Source organism: Halotalea alkalilenta DSM 17697, assembly GCF_000621205.1.
GTDB lineage: Bacteria > Pseudomonadota > Gammaproteobacteria > Pseudomonadales > Halomonadaceae > Halotalea > Halotalea alkalilenta.
On sequence record NZ_KK211234.1, the window covers coordinates 40,580 to 59,748 of the forward strand.

Sequence of the window (19,169 nt, forward strand, 5' to 3'; positions counted from 1 at the left end):
TCATCACCACCTCGAAATAGCCGAGGGCCCGACGCGAGGGTGCTCGGCTGTTGGCGACCAGGATGGCGCATAGAGTTAATCGCGTTCGCGCAGCATCCAGACATCCAGGCCGCTAACCGCCCGATCCGCCATCTACATCCTTGTCATCTCCACTCCCCATCCAGGGAGAGGCTCACGATCTTCTCCAGCGCATCTCCTCCGCACGCTATGTCCTACCTTCGATCAGCTGCGGCAAAATATAGACGACCGGTCTATTTGTGCCAGTATGCCCACATGACACAGACAGCCAAAGCCGAACTCACCCGCCAGCACATTCTCGCCACCGGCCGAGAACTGGTGCTGCGCAAAGGCTTCGTCGGGGTGGGGCTCAAGGAGATCCTGGACGCCTGCAAGGTGCCCAAGGGATCGTTCTACTACTACTTCCCATCCAAGGAGGCGTTCGGCTGCGTGCTGCTGGAGCAGTACGTCACCGACTACGGACAGCGCCTGGACGCGTTGCTCGCTCCTGGTACCGGCAGCGGGCGCGAACGCTTGATGCGCTACTGGTCGGCCTGGATCGACGATCCGGTGCTGGGCGGCTGGGCGGAGCACTGCCTGGTGGTCAAGCTGGCCGCTGAGGTCGCTGACTTGTCCGAGGATATGCGCCTGATCTTGAGCGACGGCGTGGCGCAGCTGGTCGCTCGTATCGCGGCTATCGTCGAGGAGGGCCAGGGCGATGGTTCGCTGCGCCCGGCGCTGGCATCGAAGGCCACCGCGCAGACCCTCTACCAGCTGTGGCTCGGTGCCGCTTTACTGTCCAAGTTGGGCAAGGACAAGGCACCGCTGCGCCAAGCCCTGGTCGCGACCGACCTGCTGCTGGTCGCCACTACACCTTCCAACGGCGCCTGATCAGCTTTCCGCGCGCCGCTCACCGCAACTCAGAGGATCTCACCTGATGAATATCCTGATCGTTCTCACCTCCCACGACCGCCTCGGCGATACCGGCAAGAAAACCGGCTTCTGGCTGGAGGAGTTCGCCGCGCCCTACTACGTGTTCAAGGACGCCGGCGCGCAGATCACCCTGGTCTCACCGCTGGGCGGCCAGCCGCCGCTGGATCCCAAGAGCGATGAGCCGGAGGCGCAGACCGAGGCCACCGAGCGTTTTCGCAACGACCCGCAGGCCCAGGCCGCATTGGCCGACACCGGCAAGCTGGCCGATGTGCGAGAAGCGGACTTCGACGCGGTGTTCTATCCCGGTGGCCACGGCCCGCTGTGGGACCTGGCCGAGGATCCGGCCTCGATCGCGCTGATAGAAGCCTTCGACCGCGCCGGCAAGCCGCACGGCCTGGTCTGCCACGCCCCCGGTGCGCTGCGTCGCGTCCGCGCCGCCGATGGCCAGCCGCTGATCAAGGGCCGCAAGGTCACTGGCTTCTCCAACACAGAGGAAGCCGCGGTCCAGCTGACCGACGTAGTGCCGTTCTTGATCGAGGACGAATTCCAGCGCCTGGGCGGCCTGTACCAGGCCGGTCCCGACTGGCAGCCGCACATCATCACCGACGGACGTCTGGTCACTGGCCAGAACCCCGCCAGCTCCGAAGCGGTGGCCAAGGCCCTGCTCGAGCAGCTGGGCTGAGCCCGCCTTTTCCCTCTTTCGCTATTGGAGTCGCACATGAATTCTTCTGACACCATCACCAGCCTGGCCACCACCGTCGCCGCGATGAAGCGTGCCCATGTGCAGGACGGGCCGGCCAGCGCCGAGCTGCGCCGCGACCGCATCGACCGTGCGATCAGGCTTTTGACCGAGAACCACAAGGCGCTGGAAGCGGCGGTCAGCGCCGACTACGGCCACCGCAGCCCCTACCAAACCCTGCTGGCCGATGTGCTCTCCTCGGTCGCCGAGCTGAAGTACGCCGCGGAGAACGTCGAGCAATGGATGCAGGCCGAAGAGCAGCCGGCGCCCGGCCCGGGGATGAAGGCCCGGATCCAGTACCAGCCGCTGGGCGTGGTCGGCATCATCAGCCCGTGGAACTTCCCGCTCAACCTGGCCTTCAGCCCGCTGGCGGGCGTGTTCGCCGCCGGCAACCGCGCGCTGATCAAGCCCTCCGAGCTGACCCCGCGCACCGCTGAACTGCTGGCCGAGCTGGTCGCCCGCTACTTCGACCCGATGGAGCTGACCACCGTGCTCGGCGACGCCGATGTCGGCGCCGCCTTCAGCGCCCAGGCCTTCGATCACCTGATCTTCACCGGCAGCACCAGCGTCGGCCGCCATGTGATGCGCGCCGCCGCCGAGAATCTGGTACCGGTGACGCTGGAGCTGGGTGGCAAGTCGCCGGTGGTGATCGATACCGATGCAGACCTGCGCACCGCCGCCGAGCGGGTGATGACGATCAAGACCTTCAACGCCGGGCAGATCTGCATGTCGCCGGACTACGTGATGCTGCCCGAAGGCGCACGCGACGCGTTCGTTGAGCATGCACGCGAGTTCATCGCCCACAGCTTCCCGACGCTGCAGGCCAATCCGGACTACACCTCGATCATCAGCGAGCGCCACTTCAAGCGCCTGCAGGACCTGCTCGACGACGCGCGCGCCCAGGGCGCCACCGTGATCGGGCTGGAGCCGCAGGGCGAGCCCAACGCCGACGCCGCCCGCCGCAAGATGGCGCCGACCCTGGTGCTCGGCGTCACCGACGAGATGAAGGTGATGCAGGAGGAGATCTTCGGGCCGATCCTGCCGATCAAGACCTACCGCGATGCCAGTGAAGCGGTGGACTACATCAACGCCAATCCGCGCCCGCTGGCCGCCTACTACTTCGGCAACGACGCCGAGCGCCAGCGAAACTTCAGCGCACACACCACCTCCGGCGCACTGGTGATCAACGACGTGATGACCCATGCCACGGTCGAGACCGTGCCGTTCGGCGGCGTCGGCGCGTCGGGCATCGGCGCCTACCACGGCATCCACGGCTTCCGCCGCTTCAGCCATGCCAAGGCGGTCGTGGAGCAGAGCCCGGACGGTGAGTCCAACCTGCGCCTGCGCGCGCCCTACGCCGAGGGCCTGGCGCAGGTCGAGTCCCTGCTGGCGGGCTGACCACCACCGCACCGCCCATCCCTGGCGGATGGGCGGTATCTGCCCAACACAAGGAACCACACCGATGAAGATTTTCTACAAGACCCGCGCCACCGCGACCGGTGGCCGCTCCGGGCGGACCGCGTTGGACGATGGCAGCCTCGCGCTGGACCTGGCCGTCCCTGGCTCCGGCAAGAGCGGCGCCAATCCCGAGCAGCTGTTCGCGATGGGCTATGCCGCCTGTTTCGACAACGCGCTGCCGGTGGCTGCCAAGCAGCTGAAGCTGGCCCCCGCCGGCACCAAGACCTCGGTCGAGGTCGGCATCGGCCAGACCTCCGAAGGCGGCTACGCGCTGGACATCGACCTCTACGTGGAGGTGCAGGGCCTGAACGAGGCAGACGCGCAGAAGCTGGTCGAAGCCACCCACCAGGTCTGCCCGTACTCCAATGCCACCCGCGGCAACGTCGACGTACGTCTGCATGTAACGGTGGCCTGAAGCCCGCTCACGGCGGCGGATCGCATCCGCCGAAGGCATCCAGTCATCCCTCACCAGGAGCACACCATGCGCAGCGCCATCCATGCGAGCTTCGGCGATCCCGCCGAGGTCCTCACCCTGGGCGAGAGCCCGGTGCCGCAGCCGGGTCCCGGCGAAGTACGGATCAAGACCCTCCTCGCCCCCATCCACAACCATGATCTTTGGACCGTACGCGGCCACTATGGCTACAAGCCCGAACTCCCGGCCATAGGCGGCAGCGAGGCAGTCGGCGTGGTCGATGCGCTGGGCGAAGGCGTTCAGGGCCTGTCGATCGGACAGCGCGTAGCCGCCTCCTTCGTGCACGGCACCTGGGCCGAATACTTCCTCGCCCCGGCGCAGGCGGCGGTGCCGATGCCCGATGCGATCGGCGACGAGACCGCCGCACAGCTGATCGCCATGCCGTTGAGCGCGCTGATGCTGCTGGAGTTCCTGGAAGTGAAGCCCGGCCAGTGGGTCATCCAGAACACAGCCAACGGCGCGGTCGGCAAGACCGTGGCGATGCTGGCCAAGGCGCGCGGGGTCAATACGATCAACCTGGTCCGCCGCGATGCGGGTGTGGCGGAGCTGGCCGAACTTGGCATCGAGCATGCCGTCTCCACCGCCCGGCCGGATTGGCAGGATGAGGTTCGCGCCATCGTTGGCGACGCCCCGATCAGCGCCGCGGTCGACTCCGTCGGCGGCAAGGCCAGCGGCGAACTGATGTCGCTGCTGGGAGAAAACGGCGTGCTGGCATCGTTCGGCTCGATGAGCGGCGAACCGATGCAGATATCCTCATCCGACATGGTCTTCAAGCAGACCACGGTCAAGGGATTCTGGGGCGGCAAGGTCAGCGATACGATGGCGGCGCAAGACAAGCATCGGCTGATGGGCGAGCTGCTGGCGCTGGCCACGCGCGGGGCGCTGAAGCTGCCGGTGGAAGGCATCTATGACCTCGCCGATGCGGCCAAGGCCGCCGCCGCGAGCCTGGCTCCGGCCCGCAAGGGCAAGGTGCTGCTGAAGCCCTGACCAGCGGCGCCTGGCGCTCGCTGAAACGATCTTGGCGTATCGATTCGAGAAAAGGCGAAGCCCTGACCGCAGAGTCAGGGCTTCGCTATGGTCAGGACGTCTCGGGAAATCAGGCGCGCTGCTCGACGCCGATAGTTTCGAGCCAGGCGTTCAGGTCCTTGGTGCTGATCTTGTCATCGCCGTCCCCTCCCTTCTGGAAGGAGTCGAGCGTGCCGAAGAAGCCGTCGTCATCGAGCAGGATACGGGCGGCGTCGCGCTCGTCATCGCCCCTCCCCTCGTCATCGACGATATTTTCCAGATCATCGCGGCTGACGATCTCATCGTTACCGTTCCAGTCGTCCCAAGCCGATGCGATGGTCTTGATCTCTTCTTGATGCTCTGCGAAGAAATCTTTGCCGTAGAATGTCATCATCGCGTCTCTCCGGGAGTTCCAGAGCAGTTCGTCCGTTCCCAGGCCTTTGTCGCCGGCCTCCATGTCCGTATCGCTCCATGGGCGCCAGTCATCGTTCTTACTGGTATGCTCCTTGCCAGTCCGTTGCGTCGTACCACCCGTCAAATGCTTTTCCCACAGATTCTCCGTGCCGGGGTCCCCGTCCTTGTGCAGGTAAGGCGCCAATCGCGACAGTGAACTGCCTTTCTCATCGTCGGTCTCTTGGAAGTGCTCCCACTCCTTGGTTTGGTAATCGAACAGCGACTCGCCATCCGGCGCATCACGCCCTCCATACATGTAGGAGGCATAGCGGGCGTACTCGAGCTTGTCGCCCCAGTCCGCCTCGGTTACCCCGTATTCGGCAAGATTCTTGAAGAACTCCCCTTGGGAATCAGTGAGTTTCTGCATTTTCTTGTGATTGACCGCCTCAGCGATCAGTGAACCGGCAATGCCGAAGATCGAGCCGACGATACCCAGCACCGGTCCTGCCACCCGCATACCCATGAACACACCGTTCATCACGCGGGTGCCGGCCGGCGAGACGCTGGTCGGACTGCTGCTGCCGCTGACCGCAGTGACGATCGTGGTTTCGCTACTGACCAATCTGGCGATCATCCGCGGACTGGTGTTCTCCACCGAGCCGCTCAAGCCCCAGTTCGAGCGGATCAACCCGGTCGAGGGATTGAAGCGGATCTTCTCACTGCGCAGCTTGATCGAACTGCTCAAGTCGCTGTTCAAGATCGTCGCCCTGGGCAGCGCGATGGTGGTGATCTTCCGCTTCGCGCTGCAGATGCTGATGGACATCCCCCAATGCGGGTTCGACTGCATCGCCGACGGCTTCCTGGCACTGCTGAAACCGCTGGTGATCACCGCACTGCTGGCTTTCATGATCGTCGGCGGGCTCGACATGCTATTGCAGCGCTGGCTGTTCCGACGCGACCAGCGGATGACCAAGAGCGAGCAGAAGCGCGAGCGCAAGGACAGCGAGGGCGATCCGCTGCTCAAGCGCGAGCGCCAGCGGCGGCGCCGCGACATGCACGCCACCGGCACACGCCGGGGGATCGAACATACCTCGCTGCTAATCGGTGCACCCGGCGACTGGCTGGTCGGTGTGCGCTACGTACGCGGCGAGACCCCGGTGCCGATAGTGACCTGTCGCGCCGACCCCGAGCGCTCGGCCGCGCTCTATGCGGACTCCCGCCTCCACCACCTGCCGCTGCTTGGCGAACCGGCGCTCGCCGCGCGAGTCGCCAAGCGAGCCGGCAATGGAGAGCCCATTCCCGAAGGCACCTTCCAGGCGGTGGCCGACCTTTTGGTCGAAGCGAAGCTGGTCTGACGGTCGGATCTGGGCCATCTGGTCGAAGAAGAAGTCTTCCCGCTCGAGCAGGGGTTACATAGAAGGGCGATCATGCACAGCGACTGCGGCAATCGCATGCCCCTCGCCATCGCTGCTCAGGCGGTCCGCTCGCCTGCCCAGCTGCCAGCCTAGAACTGCCCAGAGCAGCGCGAAGGCGGCGCCGACCAGCGCCACCAGCAGGGCGCCTTGGCCAAGCATATCCAGCGCGCTTTTGATCCATCCGCTGACCGCGTCGCCGCCACGATAGACGACCGTGTCGATGAAGCCCTTGGCCTTGTACTTGCTCTGGGCGTCCAGCGGGGCGAACAGCATCTCCCGCCCGGGCCTGACGAAGGCGTACTCGCCGATGCGCCGGACGATCATCAGCACTGCCAGCAGGGCGAAACTCGGCGCCAGGGCGAGTCCGATGAAGCCGATGCAGACCATCATCGGGACGATCGCCAACAGCGTGCGCACGCCCATCTTCTGCGCGATGCGCCCGGTGATGAACAGCTGGGCCAGCAGCGCCCCAGCCTGGACGATGAAATCGATGATGCCGAACACTCTGATCTGCGACTGCTGGTCTGGAAAGCGCTCAGCGACGAGCCGCGCTTGTTCGAAATAGAGAAAGGTGGCCACCGTGGCGAGCAGTACGACAAACCCCGCGATCGCCAGCAGGTAAGGAGACCGCATGACCCGGGTGAAACCACTGAACGGATTGCCCATCACCGGCTGACGAGTGCTCTCCGCCGGTGGTGCGCCCTGCCTGCCGGCTCCACCGATTTCGCGCCAGCGCATCAGCGGTGACTTGAGCGCGAGCGCGATGCCGAGCAGCACTGCGGCGAGCAGGACCAGCCCGGCCTGGCCAATCCCCTCCACCAGCAGCGCGCTGATCGCCGGCCCGGCCAAGCCACCGACACTTGCGCCGGCGGCGATGAACGCGAACAGACGCTTGGCCTGACGCCCATCGAACACATCCGCCATCAGGCTCCAGGCCACCGAGACCACGAACAGGTTGTAGACCGAGATCCATACGTAGAACACCCGCGCCAGCCAGACGTTTTCGCCGACGAACAGGAACGAAGCGGTAAACAGCAGCAGGTTCAGGCAGAAGAATCCGTATACCCAATCGATGAAGTGGAGACGCGGCACTCTCGAGCTCAGCCAGGCGAACATGGGGACGGTCACCAGCATGACGAAAAAAGTCGCGGTGAACAGCCACTGCAAGTTCTCGATACCGGCCATGATGCCCATCGACTCGCGAAGGGGCCGGAGCATGAAATAACCGCTGAAGAGGCAGAAGAACAGCAAAAATCCGACCAGCGCGGGAACCACCTCGTGACGTTCGGCATCGATGACGGCGCCAAGGCGCCGCATCAGGAGGGTGGAGGAGATCATCGGGTTCCTCAGCGATAGCTGACACCAGTCAGCCGTTCGGAGACATCCCATAAGCGACCGGCCGCTTCAGCGTCTTGCGCAACGGGAGGCACAGTGGCCAGGCCAAGCGGTCCACGCTGTTCGTTCTCGCCGATCGGGCCGTAGTAGGCACCGGCTTGTGCTTCGGGCGCGGTGGCGGCATACAGGGTCGGCAACGCCCCTTGCGCGGGAGAGTGGTAGCGCTCGCGATCCCTGGCCCAACTATGCCCGAACTCGCTATCCAGCCCAGGGCCTCGCTCGATCAGCTCGGTCACCGCGACGCCCGGGTGGGCCGCGATGCTTCGAATGCCCCAGTTTTCAGACTCGCTGCGCCGCTGAAGCTCGAACGCGAACATCAGGCAGGCCAGCTTGGATTGAGCGTAGACCCTATAGGGATCGTAGCCTTGCTCGGATTGAAGGTCGTCGAAGTCGATGCTGCCACGGGCGGCGGCGATGCTGGACAGCGTCACCACGCGCGCGGAGTCGCTCTCTCGCAGCAGCGGCAGCAGCTCAGCGGTCAAGGCGAAGTGCCCCAGGTAGTTGGTGGCGAGCTGCATTTCGAAACCATCAGCCGATTCAGCCCGCTCGGGAGGCGCCATGATCGCCGCGTTGTTGATCAGCCCATCGAGGCGGGGCAATGTCGCATTGAGCCGCTCGCCCAGCGCGCGAACAGAAGCCAGGCTGGCCAGATCGACCGCTTCGAACCGCACCTGGGCCTCGGGCGCCTCCTGCCTGATACGCTCGATCGCCTCCGCGCCGCGTTCTGGGTTGCGGGCCGCGATCACCACCTCAGCACCTGCAAGTGCCAAGGCCATGGCATCTTCGTATCCCATGCCGCTGGTGCCGCCGGTCACCAGAAAGATTCGCCCTGCCTGCGACGGCATGTCCGCCAGGCTCCAATCCGGCTGGGGTGCGCTCTGCGCAACAGCGCTCCCGGCCGAGAGTGCATAGCTCACCGCCAAGCCCAATGCTACGAGACTGTATCGCCACGCTGAACGGGCAGCGCGTATGGGCACCATTCGTCTAGTTGTCATCGTTCGACCTTAACGCTCGGTTGGGATTCGATCAGCCGCTGCATAATTGCAGAGGCCTGCGTCGGAGCAAGGCCATGTTAACGTCTGGATTACTGCTGATAATCCCTATAAAAATGAATGCCGCGTGCGCCCAAGCGTACAATCGCAGCTCACACTTGGAGTACGACGAATGCGCCAGCCTAATCTGAGTGACGTGGCCCTGTTCGCTTGTGTAGTGGAGGCCGGTGGCTTTCGGGCCGCGGCAGAGAAGCGAGGAATCTCGGCTTCGTCGCTCAGTGACTGCGTGCGGCGCCTGGAGAGTGATCTAGGGATCAGGCTGCTCAACCGCACCACCCGCAGCGTGATTCCCACCGAAGTGGGAGCCCGATTACTGGCGCGTTTGCGTCCGGCGCTCGAGGAGATAAACGCGGCATTCAATGATATCGATGACCATACCCAGCGCCCGGTCGGCACGCTCCGGCTCAATGCGCCAGTTCCCGTCGCCCGTTTCGTATTACCGCAATTGATACCCGCTTTCCTCGAACGCTATCCGGGGGTGAACGTCGAAGTGGCGATGGATAACACCTTCATCGATGTCATCGCCGAGGGCTACGACGCGGGGGTGAGATATGAGGAGAGCTTGGCCAAGGACATGATCGCCGTGCCCATCGGTCCTCGGCGGCAGCGTTTCGTCGCCGCGGCCTCCCCCTCCTACCTCGAAAGAAATGGCACCCCAATCCACCCACGGGAACTGCTCACCCACCGTTTGATCGGTCACCGTTTCGAGAGCGGGAAACTTGGCGTGTGGGAGTTCGAGAAAGACGGCACCGTCGTCCGTATACCGCCCCAGGGGCCTCTGTTGTCCTCCGCCCATGACCTGGAAGTCGGAGCTGCGGTGAGAGGCGTAGGAATCATCTACACCTTCGAAGAGTTCCTCGGGCCGATGATCGATCAGGGCAAGCTTCTGCCGGTACTCGAAGACTGGTGGCAGGCATTCGATGGTCCCTTCCTCTACTACCATGACCGCCGGCACATGCCTTCACCACTAAGGGCGTTCGTGGATTTCCTCAAGGAGGACGCACGACAGGCTTGATCGCCTATCGCGGCCTTTTTCGGCGGCCGCCACAGTGGCGTGCACTAACGGCGGCAGGCGCGGAGTGGCCGTCGAAAGTCATTTGCTGGCAGCTGCAGCCAAGGCCTCGCCCAGTTCGGCGACGGCCGCGTTGCGCTCATCCATCGTAGCATTCGTGCCCGTAAGGTAGATCGCCGCCACGATCGGCTCACGCTCGGGGGGCCAGATCACCGCGACCACGCCGCGCGATCCATACCCCCCAGCCCCGGTGCGGTCACCGATGCGCCAATCCTGGGGAATGCCCGAGCGCAACAGTGGTCCGCCGACCTCGTTTTCGACCAGCCAAGCGGTCAGTCGCGCTCGCGACGAGGCAGACAGTGCGTCGCCGAGTACGAGTTCGCGCAGGGAAGTGGCGATCGCCGCGGGCGACGTCGTGTCCCTCATGTCGCCAGGAGTCGCCTGGTTGAGCTCGGGCTCCCGTCGATCGAGGCGGGTCGTATCGTCGCCGATACTGCGCATGAACGCAGTCACCTGTTGCGGTCCTCCGATGCTATCCAGCACCTTGTTCGCGGCCAGGTTGTCGCTGGTGCGCATCGTCGCGGCGCAGAGCTCGCCAAGGCTCACCCGCTGCCCGACCAACTTCTCCATCACCGGCGCATAGGGCACCAAGTCGGCTTCGGCGAGCGCCACGGTCTGGTCGAGATCGCGCCCGCCCGCATCCACCTGGTGAAGCAGCGTGGCGCAGGCGAACGCCTTGAAAGTGCTCGCCATCGGAAAGCGCTCGTCGGCTTTGTAAAGCCAGCTCTGATTGCTGCCGGTATCGTAGATGGCCAACCCCACGCGTGCCTCGAGCCGCTGCTCTATCTCGCGCGCCTTGATAAGAACGGCGTCGTCAGCGGCTTGCGCCATGCCTCCGGCCGTCGATGCCATCAAAGTGACACCCAGCAGGAAAGTGAAGAATTTCATTTTCAGTGCCCGGCAGGGGCGATGAGCCGAAGCTCATCGCCCGGGGTGCGAGTCACGCTCAGCGAGAAGCTTTGGCCCGCTCTCCCATAGAAGCGTCGTCGAGCCAGTTCTGGCCTTTGTTCTTCAGGAAGAAGACGTAGACGAACAGGGAAATCGCAATGATCGCGGTGGCGTATATCACGAACATCGTCACATGATCCGTGCTCAGCGCGGCCTGGTAGAGCAGCGGAGCAGTACCGCCGAAGGCGGAATTGGCCAGCGCGTAACCGAGCCCGACCCCGAGGGCGCGCACGTGGGTCGGAAACAGCTCGGCTTTGACCACGGCATTGATCGAGGTGTAGCCGGTGAGGATCACGAATCCGATCGCGAGGATCACGAAGGCTTTGAGCCAGTCATCCTGTTGCGGCAGTGCCGATATGAGGAACCAGGTGTAAAGCACACCGCCCACGCCGAAGAACACCAGAAGGCTCTTACGCCCGACGATGTCCGACAGCCAGCCACCGAGCGGCTGCAGCACCATCAAAAGCGTCAGTACGATCAGGTTCAAAACGGTACCTGTGATCACGTCCCCGCCCGCGAAGGCGCTCTGGATCATCTTCGGCCCAGTGACCGAATAGGTATAGAACGCGACCGTGCCGCCGGCCGTGATCAGGAAGCACAAGAGCAGCGGTCGCCATTGGTGGACGACTAGCTCGTAGAGCGAGCCGGATGCCCGCGCGCCGCCGGATTTCGCGGCCTCGATCGATTCCGCCCCCAGCGACTCATCCATCGAACGGCGCAGCCAGAACACCACGATCGCCGCCACCCCGCCGATACCGAAGGCCACCCGCCAGCCCCACTCGGAAACCTGCGGGACGTCGAGGAACGTCAGCATGATCAGCAGCGTCAGCTGCGCCAGCACGTGCCCACCGACCAGAGTGACGTAGTGAAACGAGGAGAGGAAGCCGCGCCGGCCCGGAATGGCTGCCTCGGACATGTAGGTCGCGCTGGTGCCGTATTCACCGCCAGTGGCGAACCCCTGCACCAGGCGTGCAACGAGCAAAACGATCGAGGCGCCGATGCCGATGGTCGCGGCGGTCGGCGTCAGGGCGATGACGAACGAGCATGCGGCCATGATCGTCACCGAAACGGTCAATGCCAGACGGCGACCGTAGCGGTCGGCGAACCGACCGAAATACCAGGCGCCGATCGGTCGCATCAGGAAGGTCGCGGCGAAGATGGCCCATACGTAAAGCGTGGAATTCTTGTCCTCGGAGGAGAAGAACTGCGACTCGAAGTAGATGGCGAAAACGGAGTAGACGTAGACGTCGTACCACTCGACCAGGTTTCCTGCCGAACCCTTCAACGTGTTGGATACCGATCTTCTCAAGCTGGCGGGCTTCGCCGGGGCGGAAGGCGATGCGGGTGGAGCTAGTGGGGTCATTGAGTTTAATGCCTTAATTGTGAGAACAGCTGCCTCCACCCGAGCATACTCGCCCACCGCCCCTTTGGTAGATTGAACTAAAGTTGCAGTGCGATGCGAGCCTCGGATATCGAGGGCCTGAAGCTGGTGCCGGGGTCCGGCTCGACGCGGCTGGTCCTTCCCTCCCCCGATGCCTCATGCGACCACGTTCAGCCCAATGGCCAAACCGATGAACCCCAGGATGATCTCCGCATAGGCCACCCATATCCTGAGCTCCGGATGCGCACGCATCGCCATCCGGCGCCTTTTGGTGAGCAGATAGCGCTTGCCCAGCGCTGCCAGCAAATGTCCGATCAGTGCACCCAGTATCGCCGCGATGATCTGCATTTCTACCCTCTGATCGCGCATTTTCCCGACTCGCGATGGCCGAATGGCGCTACTGGTCAGAATGCCCGTCTGACCATCGGCCAGCGCCTCGCCCCTAATGCGGCACAGAATACTCCGACCATGCTGGCTGCGCTCCTGGGCATCTATCCACAATTTCATACAACGCTCGGCAGCGTCCGTAGTCGAGCACGCATGGAAAGCTGCAAGGACGAAAGAAATTGCCGCCGACAAAAGCCGCGACGATTTGAGCTGACCGGATTGGATGAAAAAGCTGAAACTGAAAGACAGGACCAGAAATCAATGAAACGTAGCGCGACGCTTCGCGGCTCATTTCTTGACGATAGAGGCGCTCACCATCGGCCAAGATGGCCGGTAGTGCGCCCGGATAAGAGCGAGCGTTCCCTGCGCTCCGGTTTCCTCACGCCTTCTTCTCTTTCCTTTTCGACATATCCAGATGGGCAAGCCACCTCTCAGCGGCCAGCTGCGAATCGAAGGGCCCCTCTATCAGCTCCCCGGTTCTCAGGTCCTCGATATGCCAGGTCGCCGAGGTTCGGTGGCCCATACCGTCTCTCCCGCTGGCGTGGGATACCTCGACTACTGCGAATCGATGTCTCATGACGGTCACCTCGATCGTGGAAAACCCTTATATCCTCACAAAGAAAGTGGTCATTGATCAAGGCGACCTAGGGCCGCAGACGAAGGTCGTAGATAAAGGCGCCTCGAGCGGCGGTCCGGATCGATGCGGTCCGCCTGTCGAGCTTGATTCATTGCTGCTACTGGAGCAGCCGTCCTACCTCGAGCAGGATGAGTTCATTATCGTCCGCCAGATTGGGCTCGCGGCTGGATGAGAAGGGGAAGTTATTGTCGTTACCTACGATGATATGGCGATCATCCACGACGTCGACATTCTCGATGGTAAAGAAGGGGAAGGTGAACCTCCCATCGTTCAACGGTTTGCGCGCCACCCCTTCTGGATCGAGGATGTCCAGCAGGTCAACGTAGGCGCTTTTCTCGACAGGCTGTCCCACATCGGCGTCCGAGAAGTCGATCCGATAGATGCGCTTGAACCGCGCGACGTTGCTGAAACACCCGCTAGTGGCTTCCCCTTGCGCGCATGCCCGATCGGCAGTGCCTTCGCCGTTGTCCCGTTCGATCACCAGTGCGGAGTCGGGATCGATCATATTGAAGTCACCGATGGCGTTGCCGTCGTCTTCCAGCACGTACTTCCAACTGCGCCCACTCCAGGCCCGACGCTCGACGTCGAATTCCAAAAGATGCAGATAGCGCTTGCCGTGCTCTTTTTCGTACGCTTGCTCCGTCGCGTTCCAGAGCGCGCCCTCGAGCAGCGGATAGAGCTTCCGGCCATCTGGCGACGCCGCCATTCCCTCGAAGCCCTTCGAGCGCGAGACCTGGAAATCCAGTTCGCCATCCGGCGTGCCGGGCGATCTCCATCGGGGGCTGTCGGGGGAGCGCACCACCTGGCCATCCACTTCGGTTTCGAATACCGCGACCACCTTGCCGTCCAGCTCGGCCTGGATCAGGAAAGGACCGAACTCATCGCCGATCCAAAGCCAGCCGCCGGCGAACTGGAAGCTTTCCGGATCGAAGTCACTGCCGGTGAGGTAGCGCTTCTCGCTACTCTCATTGACGATATGAAACGGGACTTTTCCATCCGGGTCGTGCAGGAACACGGTATCCAGGCGAGTGACCGAGCCGTCGTCGAAGTCGATCCGGTAATGGTTGAGATAGAGCATCGAGTCGGGGGAGTTGGCCTTGCTACCGAATCCGTTGTCGCTCAATACCCAGTAGGTACCGTCCGCCATCCTCTTGATCCCCGAGTGCCCCTGCAAAGGCTGGCCTTCGATCGGAAGGCCGTACCCCGTCGGACGGTCGGCGGACATACCCGGTACGCTGCCCAGCTCCATGACCCGCTCGGCGCCGGTGTACTTGCCGCTGATCCTCATGTCGTCGGGCGCATCCTGCGGAACTTCCAAACGAGCCTCCACCGGCAGGATCGCATGACCCGCCAGCACCGCCGATACCTGCTGCTGGGCGAGTGCCGCCCCGTTCAGCGCGAGCAGCAGACACCCAGTCGATAGCGCCAGGCCGTTCTTGATCGAGTCCACGTCTTCCCTCCTTGCTTGAGCAGTTCTCGGATCGGGGCGGAGAAATTGATCCAAGCGGCACTATAGAAAGGCGGGGTGACAGCTTGATGTCGCCCACATCGGCGACCTTTCGGCGCTAGTCTATGGCCTTTCGCCAGCGGTCGATCTTTGTTGATTGATCGTTCAATATAGTTCTTATAGACTAATGGCCAACGCGGTCGATGCCGAGGCGTCGCCGCGAGCCAGGAGAAACACGATGCCCAAGGTCGGCATGGAGCCCATCCGCCGCAAGCAGTTGATCGAAGCCACGTTGGTATCCATCGAAGAGCTCGGTCTCCACGACACCACCATCGTCAGGATCGCGCAGCGGGCGGGCGTCTCGGCTGGAATCATCAGCCACTACTTCGGCGGCAAGGACGGTCTGCTCGAAGCGACCATGCGGCACATCCTCAGCCAGCTGCGCGCAGCGGTGGCGAGCCGTCGCGCGCAGCTCGACGCAGAGGATGTGGAGGGGCACCTGGTTGCGATCATCGAGGGCAACTTCGATCGCACCCAGCTCAGCGAGTCGGTGATGAAGACCTGGCTTGCGTTCTGGGCCTCGAGCATGCACCGGCCGCAGCTCAAGCGGCTGCAGCGGGTCAATGATCGCCGGCTGTATTCGAATCTTTGCCATCAGTTCAACCGCGAACTGCCCCTCGACCAGGCACGCGATGCCGCTCGCGGGCTGGCCGCGATGATCGATGGGCTATGGCTTCGCGGCGCGCTGATGCCGGAGCGCTTCGATGTCGATGCCGCGGTCCGGATCGCGCGCCGCTATGCCTACGACTGCTTGCATCGCAAGCCGTGACCGCCAAGGCACCACCGCACACACGAACACCAGGGAGTCGCCCCATGAGCAGCCTGCCGCCTCTTCAGCTCTACATCGATGGTCAGCTGGTCGATGCCACCTCCGGCCGGACCTTCGAGACGATCAATCCGGCCACCGGCGAACTCCTCGCCGAGGTCCAGGAGGCATCGCAGGCCGACGTCGATCGCGCAGTGGCAGCCGCCCGGCGCGGCCAGCGGGTCTGGTCCTCGATGACCGCGATGGAGCGCTCGCGCATCCTGCGCCGCGCGGTGGACATCCTGCGCTCGCGCAACGACGAGCTGGCCCGGCTCGAGACGCTCGACACCGGCAAGGCGCTGGCCGAGACCCTAGCGGTGGACATCGTCACCGGCGCCGACGTGCTCGAGTACTTCGCCGGCCTCGCCACCGCGATCGAAGGCACCCAGCAGCCGCTGCGCGAAGATGCCTTCTTCTATACCCGCCGTGAGCCGATCGGTGTTTGCGGCGCGATCGGCGCGTGGAACTATCCGATCCAGATCGCCCTGTGGAAATCCGCTCCGGCGCTCGCCGCCGGCAATGCGATGGTGTTCAAGCCGAGCGAAGTCACACCGCTCAGCGCGATCGAACTGGCGAAGATCTATACCGAGGCCGGGGTGCCGGCGGGCGTGTTCAATGTGGTCCAGGGCGCGGGAGAGGTCGGCGCGATGCTCACCGCACACCCGGGAATCGACAAGATCTCGTTCACCGGCGAGGTCGGTACCGGCAAGAAGGTGATGTCCGCCTCAGCCGCCTCGACGCTCAAAGAGGTGACCATGGAGCTGGGCGGCAAGTCTCCGTTCATCGTCTTCGCCGACGCCGATCTCGACCGCGCAGTGGACGCAGCGATGGTCGCCAACTTCTTCTCCACCGGCCAGGTCTGCACCAACGGTACCCGGGTATTCGTCGAACGCCCGGCGAAGGCGGCATTCGAAGCCAGGCTGCTCGAGCGGATGCGGCGGATCAAGGCCGGCGATCCGCTCGATGCCGCGACCAACTTCGGCCCGCTGGTGAGTTTCGAGCATATGGAGAAGGTGCTCGCCTACTTCGACCATGCCCAGGCCGATGGCGCGCGGCTGCTGACTGGCGGCGAGCGGATGCGCGAGGGCGCGCTCGCCGCCGGCGCCTTCGTCGCACCGACCGTCTACACCGACTGCACGGACGACATGCGCATCGTCCGCGAGGAGATCTTCGGCCCGGTGCTCTCGATCCTCACCTTCGACGATGAAGAGGAAGTGATCCGCCGCGCCAACGATACCGAGTACGGACTCGCCGCCGGCGTCTTCACCGAGAGCCTCAACCGCGCCCATCGGGTGATCCACCGTCTCGAAGCCGGTATCTGCTGGGTCAATACCTGGGGTGAGTCACCGGCGGAGATGCCGGTCGGCGGCTACAAGCAGTCGGGCGTCGGGTTCGAGAACGGTGCCGAGACGCTCAAGCACTTCACCAGGCACAAGTCGGTACTGATCGAGATGGGCCCCTTCCCCAGCGCGTTCTGATCGCAGCCCGGCCCGAGCGCCGCCGAGCGGCGCCCACTCCATATCGTTGCGGCCCGCGCGGCCCGGTTTCCATGACATCCAGCGCCGACGGACGACATCCCCCTCGGATGGGGTCGACGAACCACGCAAGGCGCCGTCGCCCGAGACAAGGAGTAGACAGACAGATGGCAACCCAACCGATTCGAGAATTCGACTACGTCATCGTCGGCGCGGGCTCGGCCGGCAACGTGCTCGCCGCTCGCCTGACCGAGGACCTGGAAGTCAGCGTGCTGCTGCTCGAAGCCGGCGGCCCCGACTATCGCCTCGACTTCCGCACCCAGATGCCTGCGGCGCTGGCCTTCCCGCTGCAAGGCAAGCGCTACAACTGGGCGTTCGAAACCGATCCCGAACCGCACATGGACAACCGCCGGATGGAGTGCGGGCGCGGCAAGGGACTCGGCGGCTCCTCGCTGATCAACGGCATGTGCTACATCCGTGGCAACGCGATGGACCTGGACAACTGGGCCGAGCAGCCCGGACTCGAGGATTGGAGCTACGCCGACTGCCTGCCCTACTACAAGAAGTCGGAGGGCCGCGACATCGGCGCCAACGACTATCACGGCGGCGACGGACCGGTATCGGTGACCACGTCCACAGTCGACGACCATCCGCTCAAACGCGCCTTCGTCGATGCCGCGGTGCAGGCCGGCTATGCCGAAACGGATGATCTCAATGGCTACCGCCAGGAAGGCTTCGGCCCGATGGACCGCACGGTGACCAAGCGGGGGCGTCGCGCCTCGACCGCGCGAGGCTACCTCGACCAAGCCAGCAAGCGCTCGAATCTGACCATCGAGACCCATGCCACCACCGACCGGGTGCTGTTCGAAGGCAAGCGCGCGACCGGCGTCGAGTACGACCGGCACGGCCAGCGCCAGCAGGTTCGCGCCCGCCGCGAAGTGCTGCTCTGCGCCGGCGCGATCGCCTCTCCCGCGATCCTGCAGCGATCCGGAGTGGGCGATCCGCAATGGCTGGCCGAGCTGGATATCCCGCTGGTCCATGCCCTCCCCGGGGTCGGCAAGAATCTCCAGGACCACCTGGAGATGTACATCCAGTACGAGTGCAAGCAGCCGATATCGCTCTATCCCGCGCTGAAACTGTACAACCAGCCGAAGATCGGTGCGCAGTGGCTGTTCAACGGCACCGGGATAGGCGCCAGCAACCAGTTCGAGGCCGGTGGCTTCCTGCGCACCGACGAAGCCGAGCCCTGGCCCAACGTCCAGTATCACTTCCTGCCGATCGCGATCAGCTACAACGGCAAGAGCGCGGTGCAGGCACACGGCTTCCAGGCCCACGTCGGCTCGATGCGCTCGAAAAGCCGCGGACGGGTCAAGTTGCGCTCGCGCGACCCCGCGGCGGCACCGAGCATCCTGTTCAACTACATGAGCGATGCCCGCGACTGGGAGGAGTTCCGCTCGGCGATCCGGCTGACCCGGGAGATCATCAAGCAGCCGGCGATGGACCCTTACCGCGGCCGCGAGATCTCCCCCGGAGAGGACAAGCAGTCCGACGCGGAGCTGGACGCCTTCGTTCGCGCCCATGCCGAGACCGCCTACCATCCCTGCGGCAGCTGCCGGATGGGCAATGACGAGCTGGCCGTGGTCGACGGTGAGGGGCGTGTCCATGGGCTGGAGGCGCTGCGGGTGATCGATGCTTCCCTCATGCCGCTGATCATCACCGGCAACCTCAACGCCACCACCATCATGATGGCGGAGAAGCTCGCCGACCGGGTACGCGGGCGCAAGCCGCTGGAAAAGAGCACCGTCGGCTACTACAAAGCGCAGGCGATCGGCGAGACACGGGCAGACCTGAGTCCGGTGCCGAGCTGATCCCTCCCGGCGCTCGCTTCGACACCGCTGCCGGCACCGACGCCGCCCCGGCTTCGCTTGGGCGGCGTCGGTGCATCTAGCGCAAGGCTGAAGCCAACCACCATCTCTGCGCAATCCCTCCTTACTCTGCCCACATTAAACCAGTACGCTTGAACACTAGCGGAATGGCACCGTGTCCCACGAGGCTCCCCAAGCCTGGCCAGTTTCCGCCCTCGCCCACCCGATCAAGG

At 64.0% G+C, this 19,169-nt stretch carries 17 protein-coding genes; 10 read left to right on the forward strand and 7 right to left on the reverse strand.

Annotation, left to right across the window (positions count from 1 at the left end; all coding sequences use genetic code 11):
- Positions 1–273 precede the first annotated feature (273 nt).
- The 5 genes from Q376_RS0119585 (at position 274) to Q376_RS0119605 (ending at position 4,586) form a co-directional block, all read left to right on the forward strand.
- Complete coding sequence (locus Q376_RS0119585; RefSeq protein WP_027351728.1) at positions 274–888, forward strand: TetR/AcrR family transcriptional regulator; 615 nt, start codon at positions 274–276, stop codon at positions 886–888.
- A 46-nt stretch (positions 889–934) separates the two neighbouring features.
- Positions 935–1,612 (forward strand): type 1 glutamine amidotransferase domain-containing protein, encoded by a 678-nt coding sequence (locus tag Q376_RS0119590; protein ID WP_027351729.1) that lies wholly within the window; start codon positions 935–937, stop codon positions 1,610–1,612.
- 36 nt (positions 1,613–1,648) lie between these two features.
- On the forward strand, positions 1,649–3,067 hold the full coding sequence (locus Q376_RS0119595) for a coniferyl aldehyde dehydrogenase (RefSeq protein WP_027351730.1): 1,419 nt from the start codon (positions 1,649–1,651) through the stop codon (positions 3,065–3,067).
- A 64-nt stretch (positions 3,068–3,131) separates the two neighbouring features.
- Complete coding sequence (locus tag Q376_RS0119600) at positions 3,132–3,542, forward strand: organic hydroperoxide resistance protein (RefSeq protein WP_027351731.1); 411 nt, start codon at positions 3,132–3,134, stop codon at positions 3,540–3,542.
- Positions 3,543–3,608: 66 nt separating this feature from the next.
- Positions 3,609–4,586, forward strand: coding sequence for a zinc-binding dehydrogenase (locus tag Q376_RS0119605; protein ID WP_027351732.1), 978 nt, complete (start codon positions 3,609–3,611; stop codon positions 4,584–4,586).
- Between the two features lie 109 nt (positions 4,587–4,695).
- On the opposite strand, the gene Q376_RS0119610 is transcribed toward Q376_RS0119605, so the two are convergent.
- Entirely contained in the window at positions 4,696–5,535 is an 840-nt protein-coding gene (locus tag Q376_RS0119610) for an HrpF/NolX family T3SS translocon protein (RefSeq protein WP_162177926.1), read from the reverse strand.
- Between Q376_RS0119610 and Q376_RS23665 the strand changes: the two genes are divergently transcribed.
- Positions 5,519–6,352, forward strand: coding sequence for an EscU/YscU/HrcU family type III secretion system export apparatus switch protein (locus Q376_RS23665; protein WP_052365564.1), 834 nt, complete (start codon positions 5,519–5,521; stop codon positions 6,350–6,352). The genes Q376_RS0119610 and Q376_RS23665 overlap by 17 nt on opposite strands.
- Positions 6,353–6,406: 54 nt before the next feature.
- Here Q376_RS23665 and Q376_RS0119620 read toward each other — a convergent pair whose 3' ends face one another.
- Positions 6,407–7,750, reverse strand: a complete 1,344-nt coding sequence (locus tag Q376_RS0119620) for an NTP/NDP exchange transporter (protein WP_211266729.1) — start codon at positions 7,748–7,750, stop codon at positions 6,407–6,409.
- A gap of 8 nt (positions 7,751–7,758) precedes the next feature.
- Positions 7,759–8,724: an SDR family oxidoreductase gene (locus Q376_RS0119625; RefSeq protein WP_281173378.1), complete on the reverse strand. Its 966-nt coding sequence runs from the start codon at positions 8,722–8,724 to the stop codon at positions 7,759–7,761.
- Positions 8,725–8,971: 247 nt separating this feature from the next.
- On the opposite strand from Q376_RS0119625, the gene Q376_RS0119630 reads away from it, so the two are divergent.
- The gene (locus Q376_RS0119630; RefSeq protein ID WP_027351736.1) at positions 8,972–9,874 is read left to right on the forward strand and encodes a LysR family transcriptional regulator; all 903 of its coding nucleotides are present in this window, start codon (positions 8,972–8,974) and stop codon (positions 9,872–9,874) included.
- A 78-nt stretch (positions 9,875–9,952) separates the two neighbouring features.
- Here Q376_RS0119630 and bla read toward each other — a convergent pair whose 3' ends face one another.
- The 4 genes from bla to Q376_RS0119655 form a co-directional block, all read right to left on the reverse strand.
- Positions 9,953–10,819, reverse strand: coding sequence for a class A beta-lactamase (bla, locus tag Q376_RS23670; RefSeq protein WP_043449007.1), 867 nt, complete (start codon positions 10,817–10,819; stop codon positions 9,953–9,955).
- Positions 10,820–10,877: 58 nt separating this feature from the next.
- Positions 10,878–12,188 carry an MFS transporter gene (locus Q376_RS0119640; protein WP_211266730.1) on the reverse strand — a complete coding sequence of 437 codons (1,311 nt, stop codon included), beginning with the start codon at positions 12,186–12,188 and terminating at the stop codon, positions 10,878–10,880.
- A gap of 228 nt (positions 12,189–12,416) precedes the next feature.
- Positions 12,417–12,767, reverse strand: coding sequence for a hypothetical protein (locus tag Q376_RS25010; RefSeq protein ID WP_155834416.1), 351 nt, complete (start codon positions 12,765–12,767; stop codon positions 12,417–12,419).
- A 614-nt stretch (positions 12,768–13,381) separates the two neighbouring features.
- Positions 13,382–14,734 (reverse strand): esterase-like activity of phytase family protein, encoded by a 1,353-nt coding sequence (locus tag Q376_RS0119655; RefSeq protein ID WP_081803671.1) that lies wholly within the window; start codon positions 14,732–14,734, stop codon positions 13,382–13,384.
- 235 nt (positions 14,735–14,969) lie between these two features.
- On the opposite strand from Q376_RS0119655, the gene betI reads away from it, so the two are divergent.
- From betI to betA, 3 genes are all read left to right on the forward strand, one after another.
- Entirely contained in the window at positions 14,970–15,560 is a 591-nt protein-coding gene (betI, locus tag Q376_RS0119660) for a transcriptional regulator BetI (RefSeq protein ID WP_027351741.1), read from the forward strand.
- A 44-nt stretch (positions 15,561–15,604) separates the two neighbouring features.
- Entirely contained in the window at positions 15,605–17,074 is a 1,470-nt protein-coding gene (gene betB, locus Q376_RS0119665; RefSeq protein WP_027351742.1) for a betaine-aldehyde dehydrogenase, read from the forward strand.
- A 164-nt stretch (positions 17,075–17,238) separates the two neighbouring features.
- The gene (gene betA, locus Q376_RS23675) at positions 17,239–18,939 is read left to right on the forward strand and encodes a choline dehydrogenase (RefSeq protein ID WP_043449012.1); all 1,701 of its coding nucleotides are present in this window, start codon (positions 17,239–17,241) and stop codon (positions 18,937–18,939) included.
- Positions 18,940–19,169 lie beyond the last annotated feature (230 nt).

Excerpts from the sequence above, each read along its gene's own strand:
- Q376_RS0119585 (WP_027351728.1), top strand. The coding sequence starts at position 274 with ATGACACAGACAGCCAAAGCCGAACTCACCCGCCAGCACATTCTCGCC.
- Q376_RS0119590 (WP_027351729.1), top strand. The coding sequence starts at position 935 with ATGAATATCCTGATCGTTCTCACCTCCCACGACCGCCTCGGCGATACC.
- Q376_RS0119595 (WP_027351730.1), top strand. The coding sequence starts at position 1,649 with ATGAATTCTTCTGACACCATCACCAGCCTGGCCACCACCGTCGCCGCG.
- Q376_RS0119600 (WP_027351731.1), top strand. The coding sequence starts at position 3,132 with ATGAAGATTTTCTACAAGACCCGCGCCACCGCGACCGGTGGCCGCTCC.
- Q376_RS0119605 (WP_027351732.1), top strand. The coding sequence starts at position 3,609 with ATGCGCAGCGCCATCCATGCGAGCTTCGGCGATCCCGCCGAGGTCCTC.
- Q376_RS23665 (WP_052365564.1), top strand. The coding sequence starts at position 5,519 with ATGAACACACCGTTCATCACGCGGGTGCCGGCCGGCGAGACGCTGGTC.
- Q376_RS0119610 (WP_162177926.1), bottom strand. The coding sequence starts at position 5,535 with ATGAACGGTGTGTTCATGGGTATGCGGGTGGCAGGACCGGTGCTGGGT.
- Q376_RS0119620 (WP_211266729.1), bottom strand. The coding sequence starts at position 7,750 with ATGATCTCCTCCACCCTCCTGATGCGGCGCCTTGGCGCCGTCATCGAT.
- Q376_RS0119630 (WP_027351736.1), top strand. The coding sequence starts at position 8,972 with ATGCGCCAGCCTAATCTGAGTGACGTGGCCCTGTTCGCTTGTGTAGTG.
- bla (WP_043449007.1), bottom strand. The coding sequence starts at position 10,819 with ATGAAATTCTTCACTTTCCTGCTGGGTGTCACTTTGATGGCATCGACG.
- Q376_RS25010 (WP_155834416.1), bottom strand. The coding sequence starts at position 12,767 with ATGAAATTGTGGATAGATGCCCAGGAGCGCAGCCAGCATGGTCGGAGT.
- betI (WP_027351741.1), top strand. The coding sequence starts at position 14,970 with ATGCCCAAGGTCGGCATGGAGCCCATCCGCCGCAAGCAGTTGATCGAA.
- betB (WP_027351742.1), top strand. The coding sequence starts at position 15,605 with ATGAGCAGCCTGCCGCCTCTTCAGCTCTACATCGATGGTCAGCTGGTC.
- betA (WP_043449012.1), top strand. The coding sequence starts at position 17,239 with ATGGCAACCCAACCGATTCGAGAATTCGACTACGTCATCGTCGGCGCG.